Source organism: Nocardia shimofusensis NBRC 100134 (assembly GCF_001613125.1).
Lineage (GTDB): Bacteria > Actinomycetota > Actinomycetes > Mycobacteriales > Mycobacteriaceae > Nocardia > Nocardia shimofusensis.
Genome location: NZ_BDBT01000003.1, coordinates 212540 through 235476, shown reverse-complemented (window position 1 = coordinate 235476; position 22937 = coordinate 212540). Strand labels below are relative to the sequence as shown.

Annotated in this window: 17 protein-coding genes, 1 pseudogene and 2 CRISPR repeat arrays; of the genes and pseudogenes, 5 read left to right on the top strand and 13 right to left on the bottom strand. The window is 67.6% G+C overall.

Annotation, left to right across the window (positions count from 1 at the left end):
- Window positions 1-9 precede the first annotated feature (9 nt).
- Window positions 10-534 carry a peroxynitrite isomerase gene (locus NS3_RS04785; protein ID WP_067854573.1) on the bottom strand — a complete coding sequence of 175 codons (525 nt, stop codon included), beginning with the start codon at window positions 532-534 and terminating at the stop codon, window positions 10-12.
- Window positions 535-649: 115 nt separating this feature from the next.
- Between NS3_RS04785 and NS3_RS04780 the strand changes: the two genes are divergently transcribed.
- Window positions 650-1072, top strand: coding sequence for a hypothetical protein (locus NS3_RS04780; RefSeq protein ID WP_067854093.1), 423 nt, complete (start codon window positions 650-652; stop codon window positions 1070-1072).
- A gap of 36 nt (window positions 1073-1108) precedes the next feature.
- Here the strand turns inward: NS3_RS04780 and NS3_RS04775 are convergent, their stop codons facing one another.
- Window positions 1109-1615 carry a hypothetical protein gene (locus NS3_RS04775; protein WP_067854090.1) on the bottom strand — a complete coding sequence of 169 codons (507 nt, stop codon included), beginning with the start codon at window positions 1613-1615 and terminating at the stop codon, window positions 1109-1111.
- Between the two features lie 182 nt (window positions 1616-1797).
- Complete coding sequence (locus tag NS3_RS04770) at window positions 1798-2667, bottom strand: helix-turn-helix domain-containing protein (RefSeq protein ID WP_067854087.1); 870 nt, start codon at window positions 2665-2667, stop codon at window positions 1798-1800.
- Window positions 2668-3058: 391 nt separating this feature from the next.
- On the opposite strand from NS3_RS04770, the gene NS3_RS04765 reads away from it, so the two are divergent.
- Together NS3_RS04765 and NS3_RS04760 are read left to right on the top strand one after the other, a co-directional pair.
- The gene (locus NS3_RS04765) at window positions 3059-4201 is read left to right on the top strand and encodes a helix-turn-helix domain-containing protein (protein WP_245649464.1); all 1143 of its coding nucleotides are present in this window, start codon (window positions 3059-3061) and stop codon (window positions 4199-4201) included.
- A gap of 290 nt (window positions 4202-4491) precedes the next feature.
- A complete protein-coding gene (locus NS3_RS04760; protein ID WP_084495042.1) occupies window positions 4492-4935 on the top strand; it encodes a DUF4254 domain-containing protein in 444 nt (147 codons plus the stop codon).
- 176 nt (window positions 4936-5111) lie between these two features.
- Here NS3_RS04760 and NS3_RS04755 read toward each other — a convergent pair whose 3' ends face one another.
- The 10 genes and pseudogenes from NS3_RS04755 to NS3_RS04710 all read right to left on the bottom strand — a co-directional run bounded on the left by NS3_RS04755 (window position 5112) and on the right by NS3_RS04710 (window position 20431).
- Window positions 5112-5708 carry a DUF4126 domain-containing protein gene (locus tag NS3_RS04755; protein WP_067854084.1) on the bottom strand — a complete coding sequence of 199 codons (597 nt, stop codon included), beginning with the start codon at window positions 5706-5708 and terminating at the stop codon, window positions 5112-5114.
- A 41-nt stretch (window positions 5709-5749) separates the two neighbouring features.
- On the bottom strand, window positions 5750-6799 hold the full coding sequence (locus NS3_RS04750) for an ABC transporter ATP-binding protein (protein ID WP_067854081.1): 1050 nt from the start codon (window positions 6797-6799) through the stop codon (window positions 5750-5752).
- Window positions 6796-8307 (bottom strand): ABC transporter permease, encoded by a 1512-nt coding sequence (locus NS3_RS04745; protein ID WP_218018189.1) that lies wholly within the window; start codon window positions 8305-8307, stop codon window positions 6796-6798. The genes NS3_RS04750 and NS3_RS04745 overlap by 4 nt, the downstream gene beginning before the upstream one ends.
- Before the next feature lie 38 nt (window positions 8308-8345).
- Window positions 8346-9413, bottom strand: coding sequence for an extracellular solute-binding protein (locus NS3_RS04740; protein WP_067854078.1), 1068 nt, complete (start codon window positions 9411-9413; stop codon window positions 8346-8348).
- A 121-nt stretch (window positions 9414-9534) separates the two neighbouring features.
- Window positions 9535-10242: pseudogene (locus NS3_RS04735) on the bottom strand (LLM class flavin-dependent oxidoreductase); the annotation flags it as partial.
- A 45-nt stretch (window positions 10243-10287) separates the two neighbouring features.
- On the bottom strand, window positions 10288-11340 hold the full coding sequence (locus tag NS3_RS04730) for a tyrosine-type recombinase/integrase (protein ID WP_067854076.1): 1053 nt from the start codon (window positions 11338-11340) through the stop codon (window positions 10288-10290).
- Between the two features lie 843 nt (window positions 11341-12183).
- Window positions 12184-12517: direct repeats of the CRISPR family, unit length 29 nt; unit sequence GGGACGACCCCCGCGTGCGCGGGAACGAC.
- Between the two features lie 93 nt (window positions 12518-12610).
- Window positions 12611-13738: direct repeats of the CRISPR family, unit length 29 nt; unit sequence GGGACGACCCCCGCGTGCGCGGGAACGAC.
- Between the two features lie 27 nt (window positions 13739-13765).
- Window positions 13766-14449 carry a type I-E CRISPR-associated protein Cas6/Cse3/CasE gene (locus NS3_RS04725; RefSeq protein WP_067854073.1) on the bottom strand — a complete coding sequence of 228 codons (684 nt, stop codon included), beginning with the start codon at window positions 14447-14449 and terminating at the stop codon, window positions 13766-13768.
- Entirely contained in the window at window positions 14446-17904 is a 3459-nt protein-coding gene (cas3g, locus tag NS3_RS04720) for a type I-G CRISPR-associated helicase/endonuclease Cas3g (protein ID WP_067854071.1), read from the bottom strand. Before cas3g ends, NS3_RS04725 begins: the two co-directional genes overlap by 4 nt.
- Window positions 17904-18971 carry a hypothetical protein gene (locus tag NS3_RS28890; RefSeq protein ID WP_157101174.1) on the bottom strand — a complete coding sequence of 356 codons (1068 nt, stop codon included), beginning with the start codon at window positions 18969-18971 and terminating at the stop codon, window positions 17904-17906. Before NS3_RS28890 ends, cas3g begins: the two co-directional genes overlap by 1 nt.
- Before the next feature lie 164 nt (window positions 18972-19135).
- Window positions 19136-20431 carry a type I-G CRISPR-associated protein Cas7 gene (locus NS3_RS04710; RefSeq protein WP_084495040.1) on the bottom strand — a complete coding sequence of 432 codons (1296 nt, stop codon included), beginning with the start codon at window positions 20429-20431 and terminating at the stop codon, window positions 19136-19138.
- A gap of 339 nt (window positions 20432-20770) precedes the next feature.
- On the opposite strand from NS3_RS04710, the gene NS3_RS04705 reads away from it, so the two are divergent.
- A complete protein-coding gene (locus NS3_RS04705; RefSeq protein WP_067854063.1) occupies window positions 20771-22273 on the top strand; it encodes a DUF3375 domain-containing protein in 1503 nt (500 codons plus the stop codon).
- A complete protein-coding gene (locus NS3_RS04700) occupies window positions 22266-22937 on the top strand; it encodes a DUF4194 domain-containing protein (protein WP_067854561.1) in 672 nt (223 codons plus the stop codon). The genes NS3_RS04705 and NS3_RS04700 overlap by 8 nt, the downstream gene beginning before the upstream one ends.

Below are 22937 nucleotides of genomic sequence, written 5' to 3'. Positions count from 1 at the left end.
CGGTGGTTCTCAGGCGGGACGCAGTTCGGCGACGCGGTGCAGGCTCGCGGCCAGATGATGGGTCAGCGGTTCGCCGACGGCCGCCATGCGCAGCGTGTAGTCGAGGGTGTCGCCGTGCAGGTGGAACGAGCGTCCGAGGGCGGTGACCAGCTTCGCGGTGCTGGTCCGGCCGATGGTGGTCGAGCTGAATTCCATGCGCAGTTCGCCGTCGGCGACGCTGAGCGAGCCCTCGCAGATCTCGGTGATCCCGGTCGGATGGGCGAGCACCAGTTCGACGTGGTCGGGCCGTGGGCAGCGCAGATAGCCCGTCTCGGCGTGCATCGGCCTGCTGCCGTCGGCGGCGCGGGTGCGCTGCCGATAGGTGAGGAACGGCCTGCCGAGGTGTCCGAACCGGACTTCCTCGAGATAGTCGAACGAGTCGATGGTCGGATACTCGCCGTGCCCGGCTCCGCGCCAGGTACCGAGCAGTGGCGCGAGCGCGGCGATATCGGGATGGACGGGGACGGGCGGCGATGATTCGACCACGGCGGACAGAATACGCGGGCGGAGCCGGGCGGCGAAGGCGGCGGTCCGGATGTCCGGGTCCGCCGTCTTCCCCTGCCGGGCTCGGGCATGGAAGATGATCGGGCGCGAAGGGCTGGTGAGGCGGATGACCGACACGATCGACGACTGGATGCTGCCCGGCAAGGGGTCGCTGCTGGCGGCCTGCCGGGGCCGTCCGTCGGCCGGGCATCCGATGCTCGCGGCGGCCGGTGAACTCGCCCGCCTGCACGCGACCCGGGAACGCACGCCTTCGGGCAGGACCGGCCCGCTGGACCGGCGCCGGGTCCAGTTGGTCCGGGCGATCGACCGCTGGGTCACCCTGGCCACGCCCGTGCCGGGGGAGCAGGCCCTTCCGGAGGAGGAGACGATCGGCCATCTGGTGGACCGGCTGGCCCACCACACGGTGCTGGCCTATCTCCCGGACGACCCCGCCTATCCGTCCTCGCCGCGAATGGTCGCCCTCGCCGACTGCTATCAAGCCCTGCTCGACGAACTGCGCACCGGCATCCGCAGACCGCCCGCGGCCTGAGCCCGTTCCCGGCGGGCGCCGCGTCGGCCTGGCGAGCTAGCGACCGCGGCCGAAGAATCTGATGCCGCGGCTCTTGCGGCGCGGCAGGGTCGCATAAACCATCATCATGTCCGCGAACACCTGGGCTTCCTGCTCACGTTCCGGACCGAATTGCGCGTGTCCCAGCACATGCTGACCCGCCACGGCGGGGAGCAGCGCGGCCAGGTCGGGCGGCAGCGGGCTGGGCAGCAGGCCGTCGGCGATGTCGGCGTCGGAGGGACCGTGCCCGAGCAGCATGTGACCGACCTCGTGCAGGATGATGTGGTCGGCATTGCGTCCGGTGGCCTCGGAGTCGAAGACGATCATGTCGTCGTAGCGGCGGGCGACCCACAGACCCGCACCCCGGCAACCGTTCTCGATGAGCATGTCGGCGGGCACCGCGCGTACCGAGATCGAGCGTCCGCGATGCGCTGCCACTCTTGCCAGGTACTCGTTGACATCCCACGGACCGGGCAGCGGCACCGTCCGGGTCGCGTCGCCGAGGCGGGCTTCCATGCTGGTCATCGGCGCACACTCTACCGATGCGCCTGCCCGCCGTCACGTCCCCGGCGATCGGGCGGTCGCCGTGATGTGCTCGCCCGCGCGGGTTTTCGCGTCCACGCGATCGGGTGCGAGCGCCTCACCAGTAGCTATCGCGACATACCGAGCTCCGGTGTCCCGCTGCGCTCGTCTGCCTACGCGCTCGATCAGCGACGGGCGCGCATGCTTTCGGCGGCCGACTCGATCAAGGCGATCGAATCGCGGGGGCTCAGCGCCATCGCGCGCAACTGATCGAAGATGATCCCGAACCGGCGCACCTCCGCGTGCCCTTCCACGAGCTCGTCGCCTGCGATGCCCTCCACGTAGACCAGTTCGGGATCGTTGGGGTCGGCGAAATCCAGCAGCGTGAACGAGCCTGCCATGCCCGGATGAGCGCCCGCGTCGAACGGCAGGATCTGCAGGATCACGTTCTTGAGTTTGTTCATCTCGAGCAGCTTCTCCAGCTGCCCGCCCATGGTCTCCGGGCCGCCGACCACGCGCCGGATCGCGGCCTCGTCCATCACCACCCACAGTTCGAGCGGTTCGTGCTTGGTCAGCACCGCGGCCCGGTTCATCCTGGCCTGGGCGCGCGACTCCATCACCGCCGCCTCGACCTTCGGCATGGACGTATCGATCACCGCCATCGCGTACTGCGGGGTCTGCAGCAGGCCGGGGATGAACGAGGTCTGGTAGTGCCTGGCCGAAAGCGCCTCGGACTCGAAATTGATGTAGGCGGCGTAGACCTCGGTGAGGTTGGCCTCCCACGGCCTGGACATACCGGGTTTCTGGGCGTCGATGAGCAGGTCGAGGGCGTACTTGCGGCGCTCGTCGTCCACCGCGTAGAGCTCCAGCAACGCCATCAGGGTGCGCCGCTGCGGGCGGGCCTGGGCCGCCTCGATCCGGTAGAGCGTGGTGACGTTGATACCGGTGCGCCCGCTCACCTCTTCCTTGCTCAGCCCGACGTTCTCGCGCATCTCGGACAACAACGCCGCGAGCCGTCGCAGGCCCGCCGTGAGCACGGTGCGCTTGCCAGCCATGACCGGATTTCCTTTCACCCCTGCGTTCGCACCACCCCGGTGATTCCCTTGCCTCGGGCCGTCGCCCCCGCGAGGCGGTACTCGGGTAGTGCCTGTTTCGGGGCAGATTACCTGTCCGACAGCGGCTTCGGGCCGGGCCGGAACAGAACGCCGCGACGCGGCGGAGTGCCCGACATTTGCCCACGGGCACGGCGGGGACAACGTGCGGGCGAACGCCTGCTGCCGGAACCCGAACCGCTCACCGTGTCGGTGAGGCATGATGAGATTTCGCACGGGGGTGACGAGAAAGACCAGGAAAGTGAGACGATCCGGGCAGACGACGGCGCGCGAGGCGCCGGCTGACACTCTTTCCCAGCGCAGAAGCGCGCTGGAACAGGAGTGGGCACGCCGTGTGCCGGGGCCGTCGGCCTCCGAACCGCCCGCCGTCCGTGCCGAGGTCGCCGAGTCGTGGCGGCGCTCGCTGGCCACCGTCGACCCCGCGCGGGACAGCGCGCCCCACGTGGGCGGCGACGACATCGGCGCGCGCTGGCGCGACTCTCCGCTGCGCGCGCCCCTGATCGGCTTGGCCGACCAGTTGCACGACATCGCCCACGACGCCGGCTTCGTCGCGGCGGTGACCGACGAAGACGGCACCATCCTGTGGTCCTACGGGGGGCCGGTGATGCGCAGGCGCGCCGAACGGGTGAATTTCGCTCCCGGCGGCCGATGGGACGAGACGCACATGGGCACCAACGCGCTGTCGTTGTCGCTGCGCACCGGTCGCCCGAGCACGGTGTTCTCCGCCGAGCACCTGGTGGCGGCCCTGCACGGCTGGGTCTGTTACAGCGCCCCGATCCGCCGCCCGGACGGGCGTCCGCTCGGCGTGCTCGACCTGTCCTCGACCTGGGACCGCGCCCACCCGCTGGTGCTCTCGACGGTGCGTACCTTGGTCAGCGCCGTGGAGGCCCGGCTGCCCGCCCCCGCCGCGGCGGACGCGGTGCGGCTGACCTGTCTGGGCGGCGGGCGGCTGGTGCGGGCGGGGCAGCCGGTGCGATTGCGGCCACGGCAGGTGGAGATCCTGGCCCTGCTGGCACTCGAGCCGGACGGGTTCACCCCGGAACGCCTGCAATGGGCTATCTACGGCGATCGGCCCGCGTCGCTGACCACCGTCAAAGCCGATGTCTCGCATCTGCGCCGGGTCACCGGCGAGACGATCACCAGCCGCGTCTACCAGCTGGCTGCGCCGCTGTCCTGTGATGCTGTCGAGTTGCTCGCGGCACTGGGATCCGGCGACGTCGACACGGCTGTGCGGCTGTACCAGGGGCCGCTGCTGCCCGGTTCGCAGGCGCCGGGGGTGGCCGAATGGCGTGAGCACCTGGCAGTGGGGGTGCGCACGGCGGTGCTGTCGAGCCCGGACCCCGAGCACGCTCTGCGGTACGGCGAGCGCGTGCCCGCCGACATCGAGGTCCACGAGCACGCGCTCGAATTGCTCGCCGCGGATGACGGGCGGCGCGCGGTGGCCGCGGCCCGGCTGCACACCGCGCAGCGCGGATGAACCATTTCGTCAAGTTCTTGGAAAGCCCACTTACACATGGCTTCCTGTATCGAATCGTGATCGGGGACACGTCCGCGCAGGGTGGCCCCGGTATTCGAAATTGGCAATGTGCCAGCAACGCGCACTAGATAGAACGCACTATTGCGTTCGGCGTTGCGTCCTTGCATCTGCACGCGCATGATCCAGCTGTCGGGGAGGTGACCCCCCGACATCGAGGGCACGGAAACAATCGAATCGAGACCGATCATGGTGGTTTTTGCAACGTTCACAGCCGGCGTCGGAGTGATCGGATGAGCGCGCCGACGGTAGGGGCCCTGCCGACGGCCCCGCAGCTGCTGTGCGCCTTCCAGGGGCGGCGTTACGAGGATCGTGAACTGCTGCGGTCCGCCCACGCGCTCGCCGAGCTGCACGCCCGTCGCGCGGAACTGGCCGACGTCCGGTTGGTGGCCGAAATCGACTGTAGGCGCACAGAACTCGTGGACGATATCGACGAGTGGATCGCCCACGAGGTACCCGCCCATCGCCCGGACGCCGCCCTGCACACCGAGACACTCGGTGCGGTGGTCGACCGGATGGCCCGCAGCTGGGCCGACGCCAACCAGGCCATCGACAGCGACGGCGCCCGTAGCGGCCTCACGCACAAGTATTGGTATCGCCTGGCCGAACTGGTCGACGGATACACTGACCTGGTCACCGATGTGGCCGACGGCCGCAGGCGCCTGCCCGGGCAGTAACCGCAGATCAGGGCGCGAGTGCCCCGCCACGTCGCCGACACAGGGACGGCGGGCGCAATGAGGCGCTCGGCCCGGCGTGCCGCGTCGTGGACCGGCGCGGCACGCCCGTGTCGGCGTACAGGCCGGTCGGAAGGTCGTCCAGCCGGTCGGTAGGTCCCGAGACGATACGCACGCTCCTACACTTCTTGCGGGGAGGCGCCGGTCCTGCGCTCGCGCCTGCGTCGCCGATACCGCCGGATACGTCCGGCCAGGATGTAGATCAGCCCCATGCCCGCCAGCAGCAGCAGCGCCGCGATGATCGCGGCGGCCACGGGGTAGAAGATCGCCAGGGTGATCACGCCCGCGACGCCGACATCCTCCGCGGTGCTGACGACGATATTGCTCGCCGGTTCCGGCGAGGTATTGATCGCCGCCCGCAATCCGGCCTTCACCAGGTGACTCACCAGGGCCGTCGTCCCACCCACCGCCGCGGCGGCGAGTGTGGTCAGCGATTCGTCGGAACCGGCGATGAGCGCGGCCACCACCGCACCCGAGGCCGGGCGGATCACCGTGTGCAGCGAGTCCCAGAAGGAATCGAGGTACGGAATCTTGTCGGCGATCAGCTCGATCGCGAACAACACCCCGGCCGCGATCAGCACATCGGTGCGTTGCAGTCCTTCCGGCACGTCGTCGGAAAGCCCTGTCAGCCCGAACAATCCGAGCAGCAGCACGACCGCGTAGGCATTGATCCCGCTGGCCCAGCCCGCGGTGAAGATCAGTGGAAGCAGCGACACCTGGTGATCCTAGTGGCGGAGAGCGGTCGTCCTCGACCGCGCTACGCGGGAGCGGGGAAGAACACCCCGCTCCCGAGCACCTCGACCTTGACCTCGTCGCCGGGGCGCACGGTCAGGGGTGCGGGTACTCGCGCCAGCAGATCCTCGCCCGAGCGGGCGCTCAGGGTGATCATCGCGTCGTGACCGTGGAAACTGATCCGCCGTACCACCGCCGTGCCGTCGGCGTCGGTGTCGTCGTTGGGGGACAGTCGAAGTTGCTCGGGGCGCAACAGGATCGAGCCCGCACCGTGGGCCGGACCGGCCAAGACGATGCGGCCCAGCGTGCTGGTCGCGTCCTCGCCTGCCGCCGTGGCGGGCAGGAGCACGGCTTCGCCGAGGAAGTGGGCCAACGCGATGTCCACGGGCTTGCCGTAGATCTCCTCAGGCGCCCCCGCCTGCGCGACCCGGCCGTCGCGCAGCACCGCCACCTGGTCGGCCATGGACAGCGCTTCGTCCTGATCGTGGGTGACCAGCACCGCAGTCGCGCCGAGTTCGGTGAGGATGTCGCGCACATGACCTCGTACCTGCTCACGCAGACCGGCGTCCAGTGCGGAGAACGGTTCGTCCAACAGCACCGCGGCCGGACGCGGCGCCAGCGCCCTGGCCAGCGCGACGCGCTGTTGCTGTCCGCCGGAGAGTTGGTGTGGCCGCCGCGCGCCGTGGTCGGCCAGACCGACCACCTCGAGCAGTTCGGCGACGCGCTCGGCGCGGGCTCGGCGCGCTCGCGCGCTCCAGCCGGGCAGTCCGTAGCCGATGTTCGCGGCGACCGACAGATGCGGGAACAACGCGGCTTCCTGCGGCACGATCGTGACCCGCCTGCGCTCGGGCGGCAGCGAGGTCGTCGCGCTCGCCACCTCGCGCCCGCCGATCCGGATGGTTCCGGCCGTCGGTCGCAGGAATCCGGCGACGGCGCGTAGCAGCGTCGTCTTCCCGCACCCGGAGGGGCCGAGCACCGCGGTCAGGCTCCCCGACGGAATCCGAAGATCCACCCCCCGCAGCACGGACTTGCCGCGATAGCCCACGTCCAGGCCCGCGATCTCGAGTTCGCTCACGACGCACCTGCTTTCCCGATCGAACCCTCGGCCACGCGCTGCAGCACGATCGTCGGCAGTACCGCGACGACGACCAGCGCGATCGCGTACCACGCGGCCTGGGTGTAATTGAGTACCTCGGCGTGCTTCCACAACTCCAACGCCAGAGTGTTCCGACCCGGCGGCTGCAGAATCATCGTCGCGGGCAGTTCCTTCGCGCAGCTGACGAAGACGAGCGCGGTGCCGGCGAGGATGCCCGGCGCCGACAGCGGCACCGTCACCCTGGCGAGTGCGCCGACTGCCGAGGTGCCCAGCGAGCGCGACACTTCTTCGAACTGCCGAGGCGCGGCGGCCACCGCCGAGCGGACGGCGCCGATGACGATCGGCAGGAACAGCGCGACGTAGGCCAGCACCACCATCCGGCCCTGTCCGTACCACGACGGCGCGCTGTTGATGCCGAAGTAGACGAGTGCCAACCCGACCGAGATCGCGGGCAGCGCGTATCCGGCGTACGCGGCCAATTCGATGCCACGCGCGAGCGGATGCCGCGACCGTGCGGCCATGATCCCTACCGGCAGGGCGAGCAGCAACGCGATCAGTGCCCCCGCGATCGAGAAGCCGAGCGTGTTGCCCAGCGCCGCGACGAGTTCGGACGCGTCCAGACGCCCGGTGGTGCGCCCGGCCAGCCACGGAAGCAGCCCACCGAGCGGAACGACCACCGAGATCGCCACGAAGGCGATGCAGAGCAGCAGGGCGAAAGGTCGCGCGATACCCAGCCGGATGGTCGCGGCCGGACGTGCGGCCGCGCCGCTGCGGACGGTCGTCGCGCCGCGCGCCGTGGACTCGCCGAGTGCGAACAGCAGGGCCGCGACGACGAGTACCAGGCTGATCACGCTGGCCGCTGTCCGGTCGAAGCCGGCGTTGTAGGCGTACTGAATGCCTTTGGTGAACGTCTCGTAGCGCATCATCGCGACGGCGCCGTAGTCGTGCAGGACGTAGAGCGCGCCCAGCAGCGCGCCGGCCAGCAACGGCAGCCGGATCTGCGGGAGTGTGGCGGTGGCCAACGCGCGCACCGGCCCCGCGCCGAGCGAACGCGCGACTTCCGCGGGCGCGCCGTCGAGGCTGCGCAGCGCGGCGTACACCGGCAGCATCACCAGCGGCGTGTTACCGCAGGTCAACACCAGCCACGCGCCGGTGAAACCCGCCAGATCCGGGAAGTGCGCGAGCCAGGAGAAGGCCGCCACGAAGGAGGGAATCGCCAGCGGCATCACCATCAGCGGGAGGAAGACGCGTCTGCCGGGAAGATCGGTGAGAGCGAGCAGATAGGCCGCCGCGGTACCGAGCACCACCGAGGAGGCGGTCACCGCCGCCAGCAGTGTCACGGTGTTGCCCGCGAGTTCGGCGGTGCGGGAGGAGAACGCGTATCGCCACACCGGTCCCCAACCGCGGTCGGTGGCGCGGAGCACCGTGTACACCAGTGGCAGGAGTGCGACGATCACCGCGGGCAGCGCGGCGAGCGACAATGCCACCCGCCGCGCCGTCGATCGTGCTCCGGTGGGACCGGAGATCATTTCAGCAGACCGACGTCTTTCAGCAGTTCTTCGGTGGCCGCGAGCGATTGCAGCTCGTTGAGATCGATCGCGGGCTGGGCCAGCTCCGCGAGCGGCGGGAGGTCGTGCCGGGGGGTGACGCCGGCGACCACCGGGTACTCACCGGTCTGGTCGGCGAAGTACTGCTGTGAATCGGGAGCGAGCAGGAACTCGACCAGCTTGACCGCGGCTTCCTTGTTGTCCGAGCAGTTCAGGATGCCCGCGGCCGAGATGTTGACCAGTGCGCCCGGTTCGGTGTCTCCCTTGAAGTAGTGAATCCTGGTCTGCACGTTCTCGGCGCCCTCGGCGGCGGTCTTCATGAACCAGTAGTAGTGGTTGGTCAAACCGACCTTGACCTGCCCCTGTTCGACGGCCGTCAGCAAGGCGTTGTTGCCGTCGAACTCCACGGGCTCGACCGCCTTGAACTTCTCCAGCCACTCACGGGCGCCGTCCTCACCGCGCAGCACGCGCAATGCGGTGACGAAGCTCTTCCACGAGGCGTTGGTCGGGGCGTAAGCGATCGCGCCGCGCCATTTCTCGTCGACGAGGGCGTCGATGCCGGTGGGCAACTCGGCCTCGGGCACCTGGCGCGGATCGTAGGCGAGCACCCGCGAGCGCAGCGTGACGGCCGCCCAGCGTTTGCCGGGATCGACGTACTCCTCCGGCACCAGATTCACCACGCTGTCGGGCAGTTCGCCCAGGTAGCCTGCCTCGCCCAGTGCTCCGAGCTCACCCGCGTCCTGGCCGAACCACACGTCGGCCGGGCTGCGCGGGCCCTCCTCGAGGATCTTCACCGGCTTCTGATCGTAGAGCGCCTCGAGCTTCACGCCGGGGCCGAGAACGCTCTCGTCCACCCGGTCGAACAGCGGTTTCACGAGCTTCTCGGTCCGACCGGAGTAGACGGTGAGCGTGTTCGGATCGCCGGAGCCCACACACTGCACGGCGTCGCCGGAGGCGGAATCGGTGTCCTCGCCGCTGGAGCAAGCGGTCAGGCCCAGGGCGGCTACCGCACCGAGGGCGGCCAAGCGCAGGATGGTGCGATTCACAGGTACTTCCTTCGTCGAGCGGCGCAGTTCGGGGCTCTGAACAACTGCGCCCGCCCGGTCCGGGGGCGCCGGGTACGGGCAGGCGCTGCCTTTCCCCAGCGTGGAGGAAGTTGAGCCTTGCCTATGTTAGCTGACGCTGGGTATCAGCCGAGCGGGTACGCACCGCCGGGGCAACCTTCGTGCCCAGAAGCTCGATGCTGTTGAGCACCTTCTCGTGTGGCAGGGTGCCGACGCTGGTGTGCAGCATGAAGCGATCCAGTCCGAGGGTGTCGCGGACGGTCGCGATCTTCTCGCCCACCTGGTCGGGGGTGCCGACGAACAGCGATCCCTGCGGCGAACGCAGCTGGTCGAAGTGCGCCCTGGTCATCGGACCCCAGCCGCGCTCGCGGCCGAGCCTGCCCATCGCGACGGCGTAGGAATCGTAGAAGTCGGCGACGGCCTGCTCTTCGGTGTCGGCGAGGTAGCCGTGCGCGTGCACCGCGACGGGTCGCTTCTCGTGGCCGCCCTCGGCGAGTGCGCGGTGGTAGAGCTCGACCAGCGGAGCGAACCGGGCCGGTTCGCCGCCGATGATGGCGATGGCCAGCGGCAGGCCGAGCAGGCCCGCGCGGACCACCGATTCGGGGCTGCCGCCGACCGCGATCCACACCGGCAGTGGACGGTGCTCGGTACGCGGGTAGACGATGGTGCCGCGCAGCGCGGGGCGGAATTTGCCGGACCAGGTGACCGGGCCGTCCTCCCGCAGACGGAGCAGCAGCCCGAGCTTCTCCTCGAACAGCTCGTCGTAGTCGGCCAGGTCGTAGCCGAACAGCGGGAAGGATTCGGTGGTCGAACACCAGAAGAGGGGCGAACTCGCAGCATCTGCGTGTCCATAACGTCAAACAATACCCTCACGGGGGTCCGTTGGAGCAAGCGGATAGCGAACCGCACGAGCCAGCGGATGCGGTTGACCTGTCACCGCGACCAGCGCTTCGGCGACCTCGACGATCCCGGCCCGGGTATAGATCGGCGTCGCACCACTCGGGCCGCTGGGCGCGTGTCCGGCATACGCCCGCGCGACTGCCTCACCGAACTCGCGCTCGACGAACGTCAATGTGGTGTGCCGGATCCAGTGCGGCGTCACCTGCAACCGCGCCGCCCACGGCAAATGCGTCCGGACCCGGTCGATCAAATAGTCGTAGCGCCGCCCGGTGATCGCACGCCCGCTGCGGTAGCGCAGCACCTTCCGCGTCGTGGCCTCACCGCCACGATGCTCGACGTGCTCGACCAACTTGGTCATCAGCAACGGCGAAACCGGCTGCCAGCGAACTGTTTCACCCTTCTCGTGCAACCGGATCAAGCAGTCCTCGCGATCCAGATCACCCACCTCCAGTCCGAGTACGCCACCGCGCCGGCACGCTGTCTCGACATGCAGCCGGACAATCAGTGCGTCCAACTCCGTGTCATTGCCGGTTGTGGCTGCGACCCGGCCGAGTTCGATGATCTGCTCCCGCGTCAGCGCATGCCGAGGACTCGCCAGCCGCCGGGGTCGCGCCACCCTCCGCGCCGGGTTCTCCTTCTCGGTGAGTAGCCCGTCGAGCTCTGCGTGGCGGTACACACAACGCAGCGCGGACACCATGTTCATGACTGCGCCACGGCCGCCCCGGGAATTCGAACGCACAGCCGCGCGGCGGCGATGACGCTGCACCAGATCCGAGATTTCCGTGGCCGTAGGCTCATCCAGCCGACGCTCCGCCCACTCCTGCTCCACGACAACCCAATAGGACGAGTAGTTCCGCACGGTGGTGGCCGGAAGGGCGGTACGCAGATGCGCGATGTACTCGGAGAAGGTAGGCAGCGTTGGTGGTCGTAGGTCATCTGCATCCTGGGGTTCATGGGCTCCGAGGTGGGCGCTGATCAGCCGCAGAGCCGCGTCCAACTCGCCGTTCATGACGGCAGTCGCCAGATATCCGACAGGTGCGCCCACAGCGCCGCACCGAGCACAGCCGACGGGACCACCGCGAGCAGATCGCGATCCGTGTCGGCGGCAACAAGGAATCGATCACCTGGATTCACATTGCATCGGTGTCGACTGGCGGCGGGGACTCTCAGATAGCCGCTCCGCGAGACCGACCACCGGCTCCGCCGAGCGCACCCCACCACGATCATCCGATGGTCGCCTCCGAACACAACATGCTGACCCGGCTCCCATCCGAGGGCCCGCACGGTGGACCGATTCGACAGACGGCCGTGATCATCGATCGTCGCGCCTGCACAGTGCAATCCGCTAAGCGGCGAGTTGGTCGGGCCCGGGAATGCGAACGGGATACTCATGGCATGGCCAGCGGGGCGAGCGAGGGCGAAGACCGCATCGAAATCGAGTGCTTCAGAGCGGTTCTGCGAGAACATGTCCCGATCGCCCGGCCGCTGGCCGTGTTCTTCAGGGGCTGGCGATCCGGTGCGCAGCTCGCGACTGCTGTCGGATGACCTAGTTCGGGTGGTACGAGGACTTGATGGAGGCATTGTCAGGCCTTGTCTCATGTGGCGCCTGCTGATCCTCCTGACCCCATGAAAGCTGACCATGCGCATTTTCGCCACCAGCAGTGCAGGGACGCTCCGAAAACGCGTGCGCCGGAACGATTCGGCCACCGATCCCTCGCCGGGGATGTAGGCGGGACGATCCCCGCGTGCACGGGAACGACATCACGGCCTCGTCCAGGTTGATCCCGGACACCGGACGACCCCCGCGTGCACGGAACGACGAGAACACCGGCCTGGGGATCCAGACCTGGGAGGGACGACCCCCGCGTGCGCGGGAACGACACCACCGATGGTGAGCGGCTGCTGCAGATCGCGGGACGACCCCCGCGTGCGCGGGAACGACCGGGCCGCCGAGGGCATCAGCACCGGCATTCACGGACGACCCCCGCGTGCGCGGGAACGACGCACCAGGAGCGGAAGGCACCATGTCTGATCTGGGTCGACCCCCGCGTGCGCGGGAACGACCTGGGTGGTGGCCTGATCGGCATGATTCTGTCCGGACGACCCCCGCGTGCGCGGGAACGACACGTCGCCGGCGATGGCCTGCGCCTCGGTCTGTGGACGACCCCCGCGTGCGCGGGAACGACTGACTGGCTCAAGGAGCATGGGGTGATTGCCGCGGACGACTCCCCGCGTGCGCGGGAATGACTAGTCGCCGTGCAGGCCGGTCGGCGCTTTGCCGGGACGACCCCCGCGTGCGCGGGAACGACTGCACATGCTCGCGACGCCCTGGGGGCTGCTGGGGACGACCCCCGCGTGCGCGGGAACGACCTGATCTGAATGGGCTTGAACGTGCCGTCCAAGGGACGACCCCCGCGTGCGCGGGAACGACTGGACAGTTCGAGTCCTACGACGTCACGGGCCGGGACGACCCCCGCGTGCGCGGGAACGACGACGACTACCCGTGGATCATCGGCACCTGCCGGGGACGACCCCCGCGTGCGCGGGAACGACACCGGCGCCCGCGTGTCGTTCGCATCCAACAACGGACGACCCCCGCGTGCGCGGGAACGACTTCGTCGCGCGCTCGTTGCAGAACTGCGGTGAGGGACGACCCCCGCGTGCGCGGGAACGACGTCAACGTGGACACCGCATTGGCGACTGCCCAGGGACGACCCCCGCGTGCGCGGGAACGACAACGGGTTCACGCTCGACGAGTACCGCGACCGAGGACGACCCCCGCGTGCGCGGGAACGACCCGGTCAGCGAGCGCACGGCGTCCTCATCGGAGGGACGACCCCCGCGTGCGCGGGAACGACGCCGTGGCGATCCGCGCCCAGGTCTCGCCCGCGGGACGACCCCCGCGTGCGCGGGAACGACCAAGGCATGCGGTTTGAGCGCCGCGACCCGGTGGGACGACCCCCGCGTGCGCGGGAACGACCTCCTCGCGATGAAGCACAATCTGGTCGCCGAGGGACGACCCCCGCGTGCGCGGGAACGACTCAGTGATTCGGGACGGAGACCGGGACGCACGGGGACGACCCCCGCGTGCGCGGGAACGACCATGTGTCGCGGCCGATGCGGGTGGTGGATGCGGGACGACCCCCGCGTGCGCGGGAACGACCCTAGGGGTAGGCGCTTCCTGCTGTGCAGCGGGGGACGACCCCCGCGTGCGCGGGAACGACGGCGCCTGGGACGAGGACGTGCTCTCCGAGGTGGGACGACCCCCGCGTGCGCGGGAACGACCACTTGTGCCCGAACCCCTTCCCGAGCATCCAGGGACGACCCCCGCGTGCGCGGGAACGACATCGCTCTCGCCCTGGCCCCGGTGATCGCGCAGGGACGACCCCCGCGTGCGCGGGAACGACACTTCCTGACCTGCGCCGATGCCGACACTATGGTCGATTTTCATTTAGTTCGTTGTCTTCGACGATGAGCCCTGCGCCGTACGACTTCCCTTTGCCTAGGTTGCGGGCGTCTTGCTTCGTTTCGTTGTAGGTGTCCGCGTCGGTGATGACTCCGGTGGCGTGAATTCGGGTGATCGGGAGCGAGTCGCGGTGGTTGGGGAGCCGGATGGTGCGGTACCACTGGACTTCGACACGTTCGGCTGCGATTCCGTGCCGGGTGAGCTTTGTGGACAGCCATTCATCCAGTTGGTCGCGGGGCACCGGGACCTTGTTGGCTCGGTAGGCTTTTCCCTGGCCGGGTGGTCGGGCTGTGCCGTCGGCGCCTGCTTTGAGCTTGGCATGTACGGCAGGGTCGACGTGGACACGTGGGGTACGGAGGGCGGCGAGTTCGACCGTGAAGCTGACATGCTCACCGGTTGCACGTGGGGTAGTGGCGTGGTGGTCGTACTGTTTGACCCAGTCGGACAGTCGGAGCGTTTCGGTGTAACTGGTGCGGATCAGTACAGTCGAGCCGGGGAGAACGGTCCAGAGCACGTTCCAGGCGGCTCGTGCGTCGGGGGCGTCGGTGTGAGGGAACAGCGACATTGTCATGCGATGGCCGGTTTCCCGGTCGGCGTTCATTTCCTCGGCGATGCGGGGCGTGGTGAGGATCAGGTGGTCCGTGGTGGTCATGGTGTCTCCTCTGCGAGTTCCCAAGCGTGGCTCTTTGCGTGGTCCAGCGCAGTGCGTTGGTAGGGGAGGTGATCCACGCCAACGCTTCGCCAGTGTCGTTTGTCGGTGCTGAGTGTTTGCAGCAGAGCGACGAGTTCGTTCCAGCTCGTCGGTCGACTGGGCAGTGGGAGGTGCATCCGTCCGGCGCGTGTTTGTCCCGCTGGTCGCGCTCCGCCGGTGGGGTGCAGGCGTGCGGTTGCGGCGAACAGCAGCGTTTGCAGTGGTGAGCGGACGTTCTTCTCAGGAAGACCGGAGATGATCATCGTGGTGCCGGTTTGTGGAGTCATGCCGAAGTGGTGGCCGCCGTCGTACTGCTGTGGAGTCTGGCGGCTGAGCACGTCGGTGATCTGCTCGGATCTGTGGCGGGATTTGGCGACAGCGCCGATGAGGGTCGAGTTGTTGTGGATCCAGACGGTGCGTAGGGGGATTTTGCCGTTCGCGTCGGGGGTTGCAGTGTCGTTGAGAATTGAGGCAAGAATCTGCCGGGCTGGTCCTGTGGTGTCGAGTCCGGCGACGGTGGTCCGCACCCAGTCTGCGGGTGGCTTTTCGTTCTTGATCGCCAGTTGCTGGCGGTAGTCGCCCAGTTCGCCTGCGATAGTGACGACCTGGTTGGCGATGTTGTCGAGTGTTGTTGTGGTGTGGATTGTCGCGATGTGGCCGGCGAGGCCGGGGGTGTAGGTGATGGTCGCGTCGGGGTCGAGGTCGGTGGCGGCGGCGAGTGCCCCGGCGGTGGCCCACCAAGCCAGTGGAGAGTCGACCGGTACTCCGGTCAGTTCGACGGCCGCGCAACCGTCTACGGAAACGGCGCGGAGCGCAGCGGGGGTGTGGACGTGGTTGGGTGGAGTGTGTCCGTTTTCGGGATGTCGGCTGGCGCGGTGGTCGGCCAGCCGCATGACGGTCTCCAGCCAGGCGAGGCCCCATACGCCGTACTGCTGGTTGAGTTGCGTGAACGTGTCGGCGGTGGGGAGGGCTTGATCGGGGCCTTCGGCGGCAGGGAGCAGGGGCCTGGCCCAGCCGTGATGTGCGGCGATGACGTGCCGTACCAGCGGATGGGCTTCCTGATGCTGGCGAGCGAGGGAGGCGGATTCGTGTCGCCAACCCGGCGGGATCAGATGTCGCCGGAAGGTCGCACCCGGAGCGAGTTTCGCCAGTGGTGGACCATCCGGTTGCGCACCCAGCGCGGCTTGGAATGCTGGGTCGAGTTTGCCGTCGTCGTGGTGGTAGGCGGCTTTGACCAGCAACGCGGTGGTGTCGGGAGCCAGCCCGACTCGTCGGGCAGCAGTGTCGGTTTCGGTGGCGACTTGTGCGGCATGGTCGGCTAGCGGGACCAGGTGTTCATCGCGTTGATCCACGGGTGCGCGAAGCCACACACCTGTGTCGGTGAGCGGGCCGTACTGCGTCGGCCCCAGCAGGTGCTCGGGTAGGAGCTGGGGCAGGAGTTCGTCGATCTCCTCGGGGTCGCGGTCGCCGAGTCCGGTCAGTTGGTCGAAGTCGATGTCCTGGAATTCGACACCGAGGGTGGGCAGACTGTTGCTGTCGGCGTGCCACCACCGTCCTGAGCGCCATCGCAGTGTGGCCGACAAGTCGATCACGGGTGTGGTTGAGGTGGCATGGAATCCGGTGGCGTCGTGGCCGCCGATGTTGCTGGGCAGGATGATCGTGGCGCCGGGAGTGATGTCGCGGTCCGAATACGCCCCCACCCATGTTTTGCCGTCGGAGACCAGAACCGGCGCTGGCTGGGACCGGGGAACAGTCCAAGCGGATGAAGAGGTGGATTCGAAGGCGGACTCTCCGTCATCCGCGATCACCGCAGCGCGAGGTTTCCCCCGAGGGACCCGATCGGCGATCAGCGCGTTGACCGCGGCCACCGGCACAGTGACGACTTCGCCGGGATCGGGTGGCATCCAGCGGGCGAGTTCCGGGTCGAGGCTGTGGCGCCACAGCACGGTCACGTCGGTAACCCGTTCGGTGTCCGGGATGCCGGTGATGTAGCGCTGCACCGTGAGATCTGCCGCTGGAACCGGCCGGGAGTGCGCGATCGTGGGCAGTAGTTCACGGATGAGGGTCGGCACCGGCGGTGTGGGGCGGGTCGCTCGCTCGACCGCGGCTGCATGCTCCGCTGCGATGTCGGCCAGCGCGACGGGGGACAGGTGCGTCCCGCTCCCGAGACTTGTCAGGAGCTCGCCGAGCCCGGTGGCGGGCCCCTCCCCGTACACGGCCATGGTTCCCGGGCGGGGCTTCTCAGGGATAACTACATGCGCTGTGGCCGTGTCGAATTCGCCGCGCCGGTTGAGCCGGCCGAGGCGCTGTATCAGGGCTTGCCAGTCGCATACCTCGGTGACCAGCATCTGCACCGAGAAGTCGATACCTGCTTCGACTGTTTGGGTGGCCACCAACAGACGCGGCATCAGATCGCCGGTGAGGCGCCCGTCCTGGTGCTTTCGTTCGTATTTGCGGATGCGTGAGGTCACCAGCAACGCATCCTCCTCTGATACGACAGGATTGCGGCCGGAGGTGAGCGCGGCGTGGACCTTCCGGGCCATATCCACGGTGTTCACAACCACCGCGATGGACCCTTCGGTCATGGTCAGGACAGTGCGGGCGGCCCTGACCAGTGCGTCCTCGGTGTTCTTGTCGGTTCCGCCGCATGGGTGCAGTGTCAGCGTTTTCGGTGCGGCCAGTCGCCTTGCGGCGACGGGGTCTGCGCTGTCGGCATCGGTGATGCGGTGCACAGTACCGTCCGGGATCGGTGGGACAGTGGCACCGATCTGCACGGTCTTGCCTGTCGGCACACTCAGTTCGTGGGCCTGTTGGTGTTCCTTCAACGCGCGCAGCGTGGAGAGCGCAGCTACCGATAGATGTGGCTCGTCCAGCAGGATCAGCGAATCGACGCCGAGCAGCGCAGCATGCACCGGCGCCATGGCCGGTGAGACACCGAATCCGCGGAACAGGGCGCGGGACACGGCTTGATGCGCGGTCATCGTGATGACGGTAGGTGTGTCGACCGCGATCCATTCGCCGTCATCAGCGACGCCGCCGTGGATTTTGCCGATGACCAACGGTGTGCCGAATGCCTCGTGCAGCACGTGCGCGACGACCGCCACGGATCGGTGATCGGCGCGGTGGAGTCCGTCGTGCAGGATCTGAAGATCTCGGTGGGTTTGGTCGACGATGGTGGTGCGGTCTACGACATGCAGAATTCGTAGCGGGGCGGTCCGTGGTCCGCGGTGGGCGATCTGGTGGGCCAGATGCCATACCGCGATGGCGATGGTGCGGGTCTTGCCGAGGCCGGTGGGGATATCGATGGTGTCCGGCCAGCCTTCAGCGGCCACGCGTTCGGCCAGTGTGTGTTGCCAGGGGAACGGACTGTGGCCGTAGAGGCCTTCGTGGAACTCCGCGAAGGTGGGAAATCCCATCAGTGCTCACCGTCCTCGTCCTTGCGGAACCGTCCGTACCCGTACTGCTGTCCTTGCCCGAGTCGTAAGGGGCCGGGATAGGGGTGATCCAGACGTATCCACGCCCGCCACAATGTGAGGTGTGCCAGCTCGGGGCAGGGGCCGCAGGGCTTCAGCTTCTCCACGAAGCCGTCGGCTCCGACATCCTGGAGCCCCGTTGTGATCTCGTGCTCGGCGATCCGGCGATCCGGGTGCGCCACCATCGGCACCGCTGAGATCCAGGACTCGGCAGGACGACCGTAATAGCGGTCGATGTGCCTCTCCTGCGGTTGACCGTCACGGAACAACTCGGGTGTGCTCTGTGCCGCCGCGGCGGCTTGCTCCCGGCTCTCGAACGACACCGCCCACGGCTTGTCGCTGCCGAGCAAAACAGCCGTATCCGGCAGCGAGGACATCACCTGCTGTTGAGTTCTGCCTTTGTTCAGCAGCAGCACAACTCGTGTAGCCGAGGTCGCCGACGTTGAGGGATCACGTCGCAGGTAAGTCACCGGGCGGCCTCTGACGTGGTCTGGTAGGCCCGGCAACCCGTAGCGATGACGGCGCTCGTGACACAGGTCCAGCACCGCCAGCAGATCAGGTGTCGCTGCACGCACAGGACCTGGCACCGCGGTCGGCTGCCACCGTTCATGAGCTGATCCCGGCTCGGCCAGTTCGGGATCCGCGTAGCCGTCGGTGCTGGTGTGGTCGACCCAGCCTCCATCATGCGGTGTCAGTACCCCGGCCATGACGCAGTCTGTAGCCCGCCCCACATATGGTGTCGCCGACGCTGCTGCGGCGAGGGCGGAAATCTGCTCGCCATCCAGGACGGCGGAAAAGTCGAGAAAGGCACAAGGATGGGTCCATTCAGCGCGCGCGGTGAACCACAGGTGCTTCGTGCGCTCGTCGTCCAATCCCACGCGGGAACCGTCCAACACCGTCCAATGCTTCTCGGCGTCCTGCGGTCCGGTCTTGCCGACGTAGCGGCCCGGCACCCGATGGATATGCACCTGCGGGAGCCACATGTCGGGATCGGGGGCCTTTGCCAGCACGTGAATCGCCTGGCGAGCAGGTTCCGGGGCAGCCGTGGCGTGGGCGCCGGCTACCAGCGAGGCGAGCACGGTCCATGGCGAGGGCGGCCACTGTATCTCGGTCCGCCGCGGAGTCTTGTGCGCTGCGGTCCACAGCAGTGCTGGGTTGTGCAGGCGTATCCGGATCACTGGGAGCCGTCCTCCACCGGTGCCCCGGACCGCAATGCCTCCGCCCCTTCTCGCACTAGTTTGCGCTGCGGTTCCGACAGGTACAGCCGGACCGGTGCAGCGAATTCCAGCCCCACCGATCGGCAGTCTTCGAGCGCGCTCTCGAGCGCCTGTGCCCACCACGACACGTCGGCCGCGACATCAACCGGCAAGGTCTCCGGCACCGCGCGACCCTGCCGCCACAACCCGTAGCGGCTGGCTGTGGCGAACAGATCGCACCCCGACCGCAAGAACATCCGACGCCGCAGCAACACATCGCCGGCCAACCCCAAGACGGTCAGCGCCGTCGCCGCGGCCGACTGCTTCGCCCGATCACCGCCGAACTGGAGTGACCGCAACAACTGCAATGAGATCGCACCACGCGCAGCGATACGCTCACACCCATAACCATGGACGCCCACACTTCCCGGGTTGGGCCCGAACCCAAGATTGGACGGCCTGTCCGTGCGCTCCGCCTTGGCCTTCGAGCCCTTCGTCTTGGCCGGGCCATACCCGAATGCTGCCCGATCAACCTGAGAAGCTTTCGAGATCGGCAGCAGATCAACCTTGGTTGCACCGCTGCGCACCGGCCGCGCGCCATAGCCGATGATCCGTGTCCGGTAGGCGCGCGCCTGCCTATGTCGCCGCACCGTATCAGCCGACAGCCAGAACCCGTACAGCAGCGAGTTCGGTGCATACGTGAATGCCGAGGTGGCATCGACCGTACTGTTGATCCCGGTCAACACGTCGGCCAGACCGTCGTCGTTCGACTTCCACACTGGTTGTCCGTCAGGATTCGCCGCGGCGGTCTGGATCCACGAATCGGCGTGCCGATGTGAGAGGGTCCACGACGACAACGACAGATCAGCAAGGAGTGCCTCGACGCTGTTGGTGCCGTTCCCGAGTCGGTCCTCGTCGCTGCGCAGGACAAAGCCCGGCAATCCGCCCAACTCGACACGGTGCTCCCATAGTGCCTGGCTGGCCCGTGCAGACTGGGCTTGCACATCGTCCAGGATGACCAACGGTGCCGACGCCGGCCGCCCGTCTTCACCGGTAGCCAGCTTGGTGAGCCACCCACCGTCCGAAGGGATGGGCACTGTGCCTTCTGGCGAATATGGATGCTCAGCAACGTCGTTCGACGGATACGTCGGCGGGGAAACCGCCGAACCGGGGCCGTCGATCGGCTCGAGGTCGTGCTCGATCGCGACAGCCGCCACTGCTGTATCCCCCACCGCGGCTCGGATCGCGTCAACCAGTGCACTCGGATTGGGCATTCATCCCACCTATCAATTTGGTCGTGCCGGATTGGACTGGCGCACCGTACAACTGGCCACCGACACGAACGCGGACACTTGCCCTCACCTTCACGAGGTGAAGAGGAATCGTCGGAATGAGGTTTCCCGCATTGTTGGAGGGAGCATGATGTCACCTACCAGTGCAGCGCCGCCTTCGGACTTCCGGCGCGTAAATGAGGCTGCTGCACAGCCTGATTCGGCAAGCCTATGTCGTGGTCGGGTTCGATCTCATCGGTGTCGACCTCGGCAGCAGGTCAGTGTGGCCTTCACATTCGCGCAAGCTGCCTTGTGTCGTACGCCCGCCGTACGCTGTGGTGGATGGTGACACGAGGGGTGGAAGGCGCTTACCAGGGCGCACTCCGGGCGTTTCAGAATCCGATGCTGGCTCTGCTTCATCAGACGCACGCGCCGTTCGTGGTGACGGTGTTGGCGATGGTTTTCACTGCGGACCGGCCGTGGGTGGCGGTGGCGGACTCGCACGCAGAGATCAACGACGCCCTTGACCAGTTGCGGGCCGCGGGCTACGGCGATGAGGACAATCAGCCGCTGCCTACTGGGAATGCGCGGGACCTGTGCAGGCAGTGGGTGCAGGCGGGGTGGTTGGTGCGGCAGGTGTCCGACGATGATGTCGAGGTTTACCGGTTGTCCGCGTACGGCGTTGGCGCACTCGAGGTGGCTGGGCGGGTCGGCGGAGTGCGGACCAGGGTATCGGAGTCTCGGGTGAGGACGCTGCTGGAGGCTATCCAGCGACTTGCACAGGACGCAGATCCGGACGTGATGGCCCGGATATCGCGCCTTCATGAGGAGATTCAGGAGCGCCAGAAGGAACTTGCGCAGCTCGAGCAGGGCGGTGCTGTAGAGAATGTCGAGGACGAGCAGCTGCTCGAGGCGGCGGAGAACGTATTGCATTTGGCGCGGGAGCTGCCTGCGGACTTCGCCCGCGTGGCGGAGTCGATCAAAGCTATCCAGCGCGACGTCGTCGCCGAGTTACGGCACGATGTGCGACCTACTGGTGAGGTGCTCCGCGAGTATCTGTCCCGTGGTCAGCGGATATTGGACGCGACACCGGAAGGTCGTGCGTTCGCGGGGGCGTTGCGTCTTATCGGCGACCCGGCGCAGATCGATGACCTGTGGAGCCAGCTGCGTACGGTGCTGCGTCACGGGTTCACCGATCTGCTGCCGGAGCAGCAGCGGCGGGAGCTCACCGAGATCTCGCGCCGGATCGAGCAGGGTGTCAAGGAGGTTCTGACCGCGCAGCGGCAGGCATCCCATGTGATCACCACTCAGGTACGTAACCACGATCCGATGCGGGATCGCCAGGTGGATGAACTTCTGAGGGATGTGATGTCCGGTCTCCACAAGTGGGTTCCTGTCTCACGTCGCGGCGAGGCTGTCGAGGCACTGCGCCGTTTGCCGGTGGTCGACGTCGGTCACCTGCGGCAGCGGATGAGCGACCTCAGGCCACCACAACCGCCCGAGCCGTTGCGGGAATGGGACGAGGTGGAAGACATGGCGACTGCGGATACTCGGGCATGGGGCGGCCCCCGGTATGCCGAGTTGCGCGCGCATTTGGCGGCGTTTGCGGGCGACGCTGAGAGCGTGAATGTCACGGACGCGTTCCGTGCGGCGGAGGAGGACATCCGGCGGCCCGTCGACCTGCTCGGTCTGCTGGAAATCGCCCATGATGCTGAGATGACCGAGCTGGCCGAGGTTGCGGTGGTCGACACGGTCCGACCCGACCGGACCCGGCGACGGTTCGCCCTCGGTGGTGTGGTGGCGGCCAACCCGGTGAGTGTGGACAGGAGCGGTGGCGATGAGTGAATCGGAGGGCGTCGAGGACGGTTGGTCGGAAGGTGGGGAAGCTGGGTTCATCGACCCGATCTCGATGGAGGATGATCCCGCCGAGCTGTTTGCCGGCGACGCGGGCACCTTGGGCGCAGACGTGCGGCGGGTGCTGGTCCAGTTGTTGCGGCGCAAGTTCCTTCTGGCCGAGAAGAACTCTGTGCAGTGGCGCACGCTGCTGGAGAACCAGCAGATCATCGAATCGCGGATGCACGATCTGTTCGTCCGTCTCGTGGTCGACCATGATCGGGGAGTCGCTTACAAGCAGCAGGTGCGCTCGGTGGAGCTGGACGTGCCGATCCTGCTCAAGGACGACCCCTATAACCGGGCCGAGACTTTGGTGCTGGTGCACCTGCGGACGGTTTTCCAGCGGGAACGCGGTACGGGTGAGTCGTCCGCGCGGGTGGACATCGAGGAGCTGGAGCAGACTGTGTTGACCTACTTCGATCCGAACGATCACAATCTGGCCCGCGGCCAGCAAGAGGTCCGTAACGCGGTGCAGCGACTGGTCACTGAAGGCCTACTCGCCGAGGAATCTGCAGGCCGGTACCGGATCACCCCGATGGTGGAGGTCGTGTTGAGCACCGCGAAGCTCGCCGAACTGGATCAGTGGTTGCGCGGACGGAACGAGGGCACGGCGTGA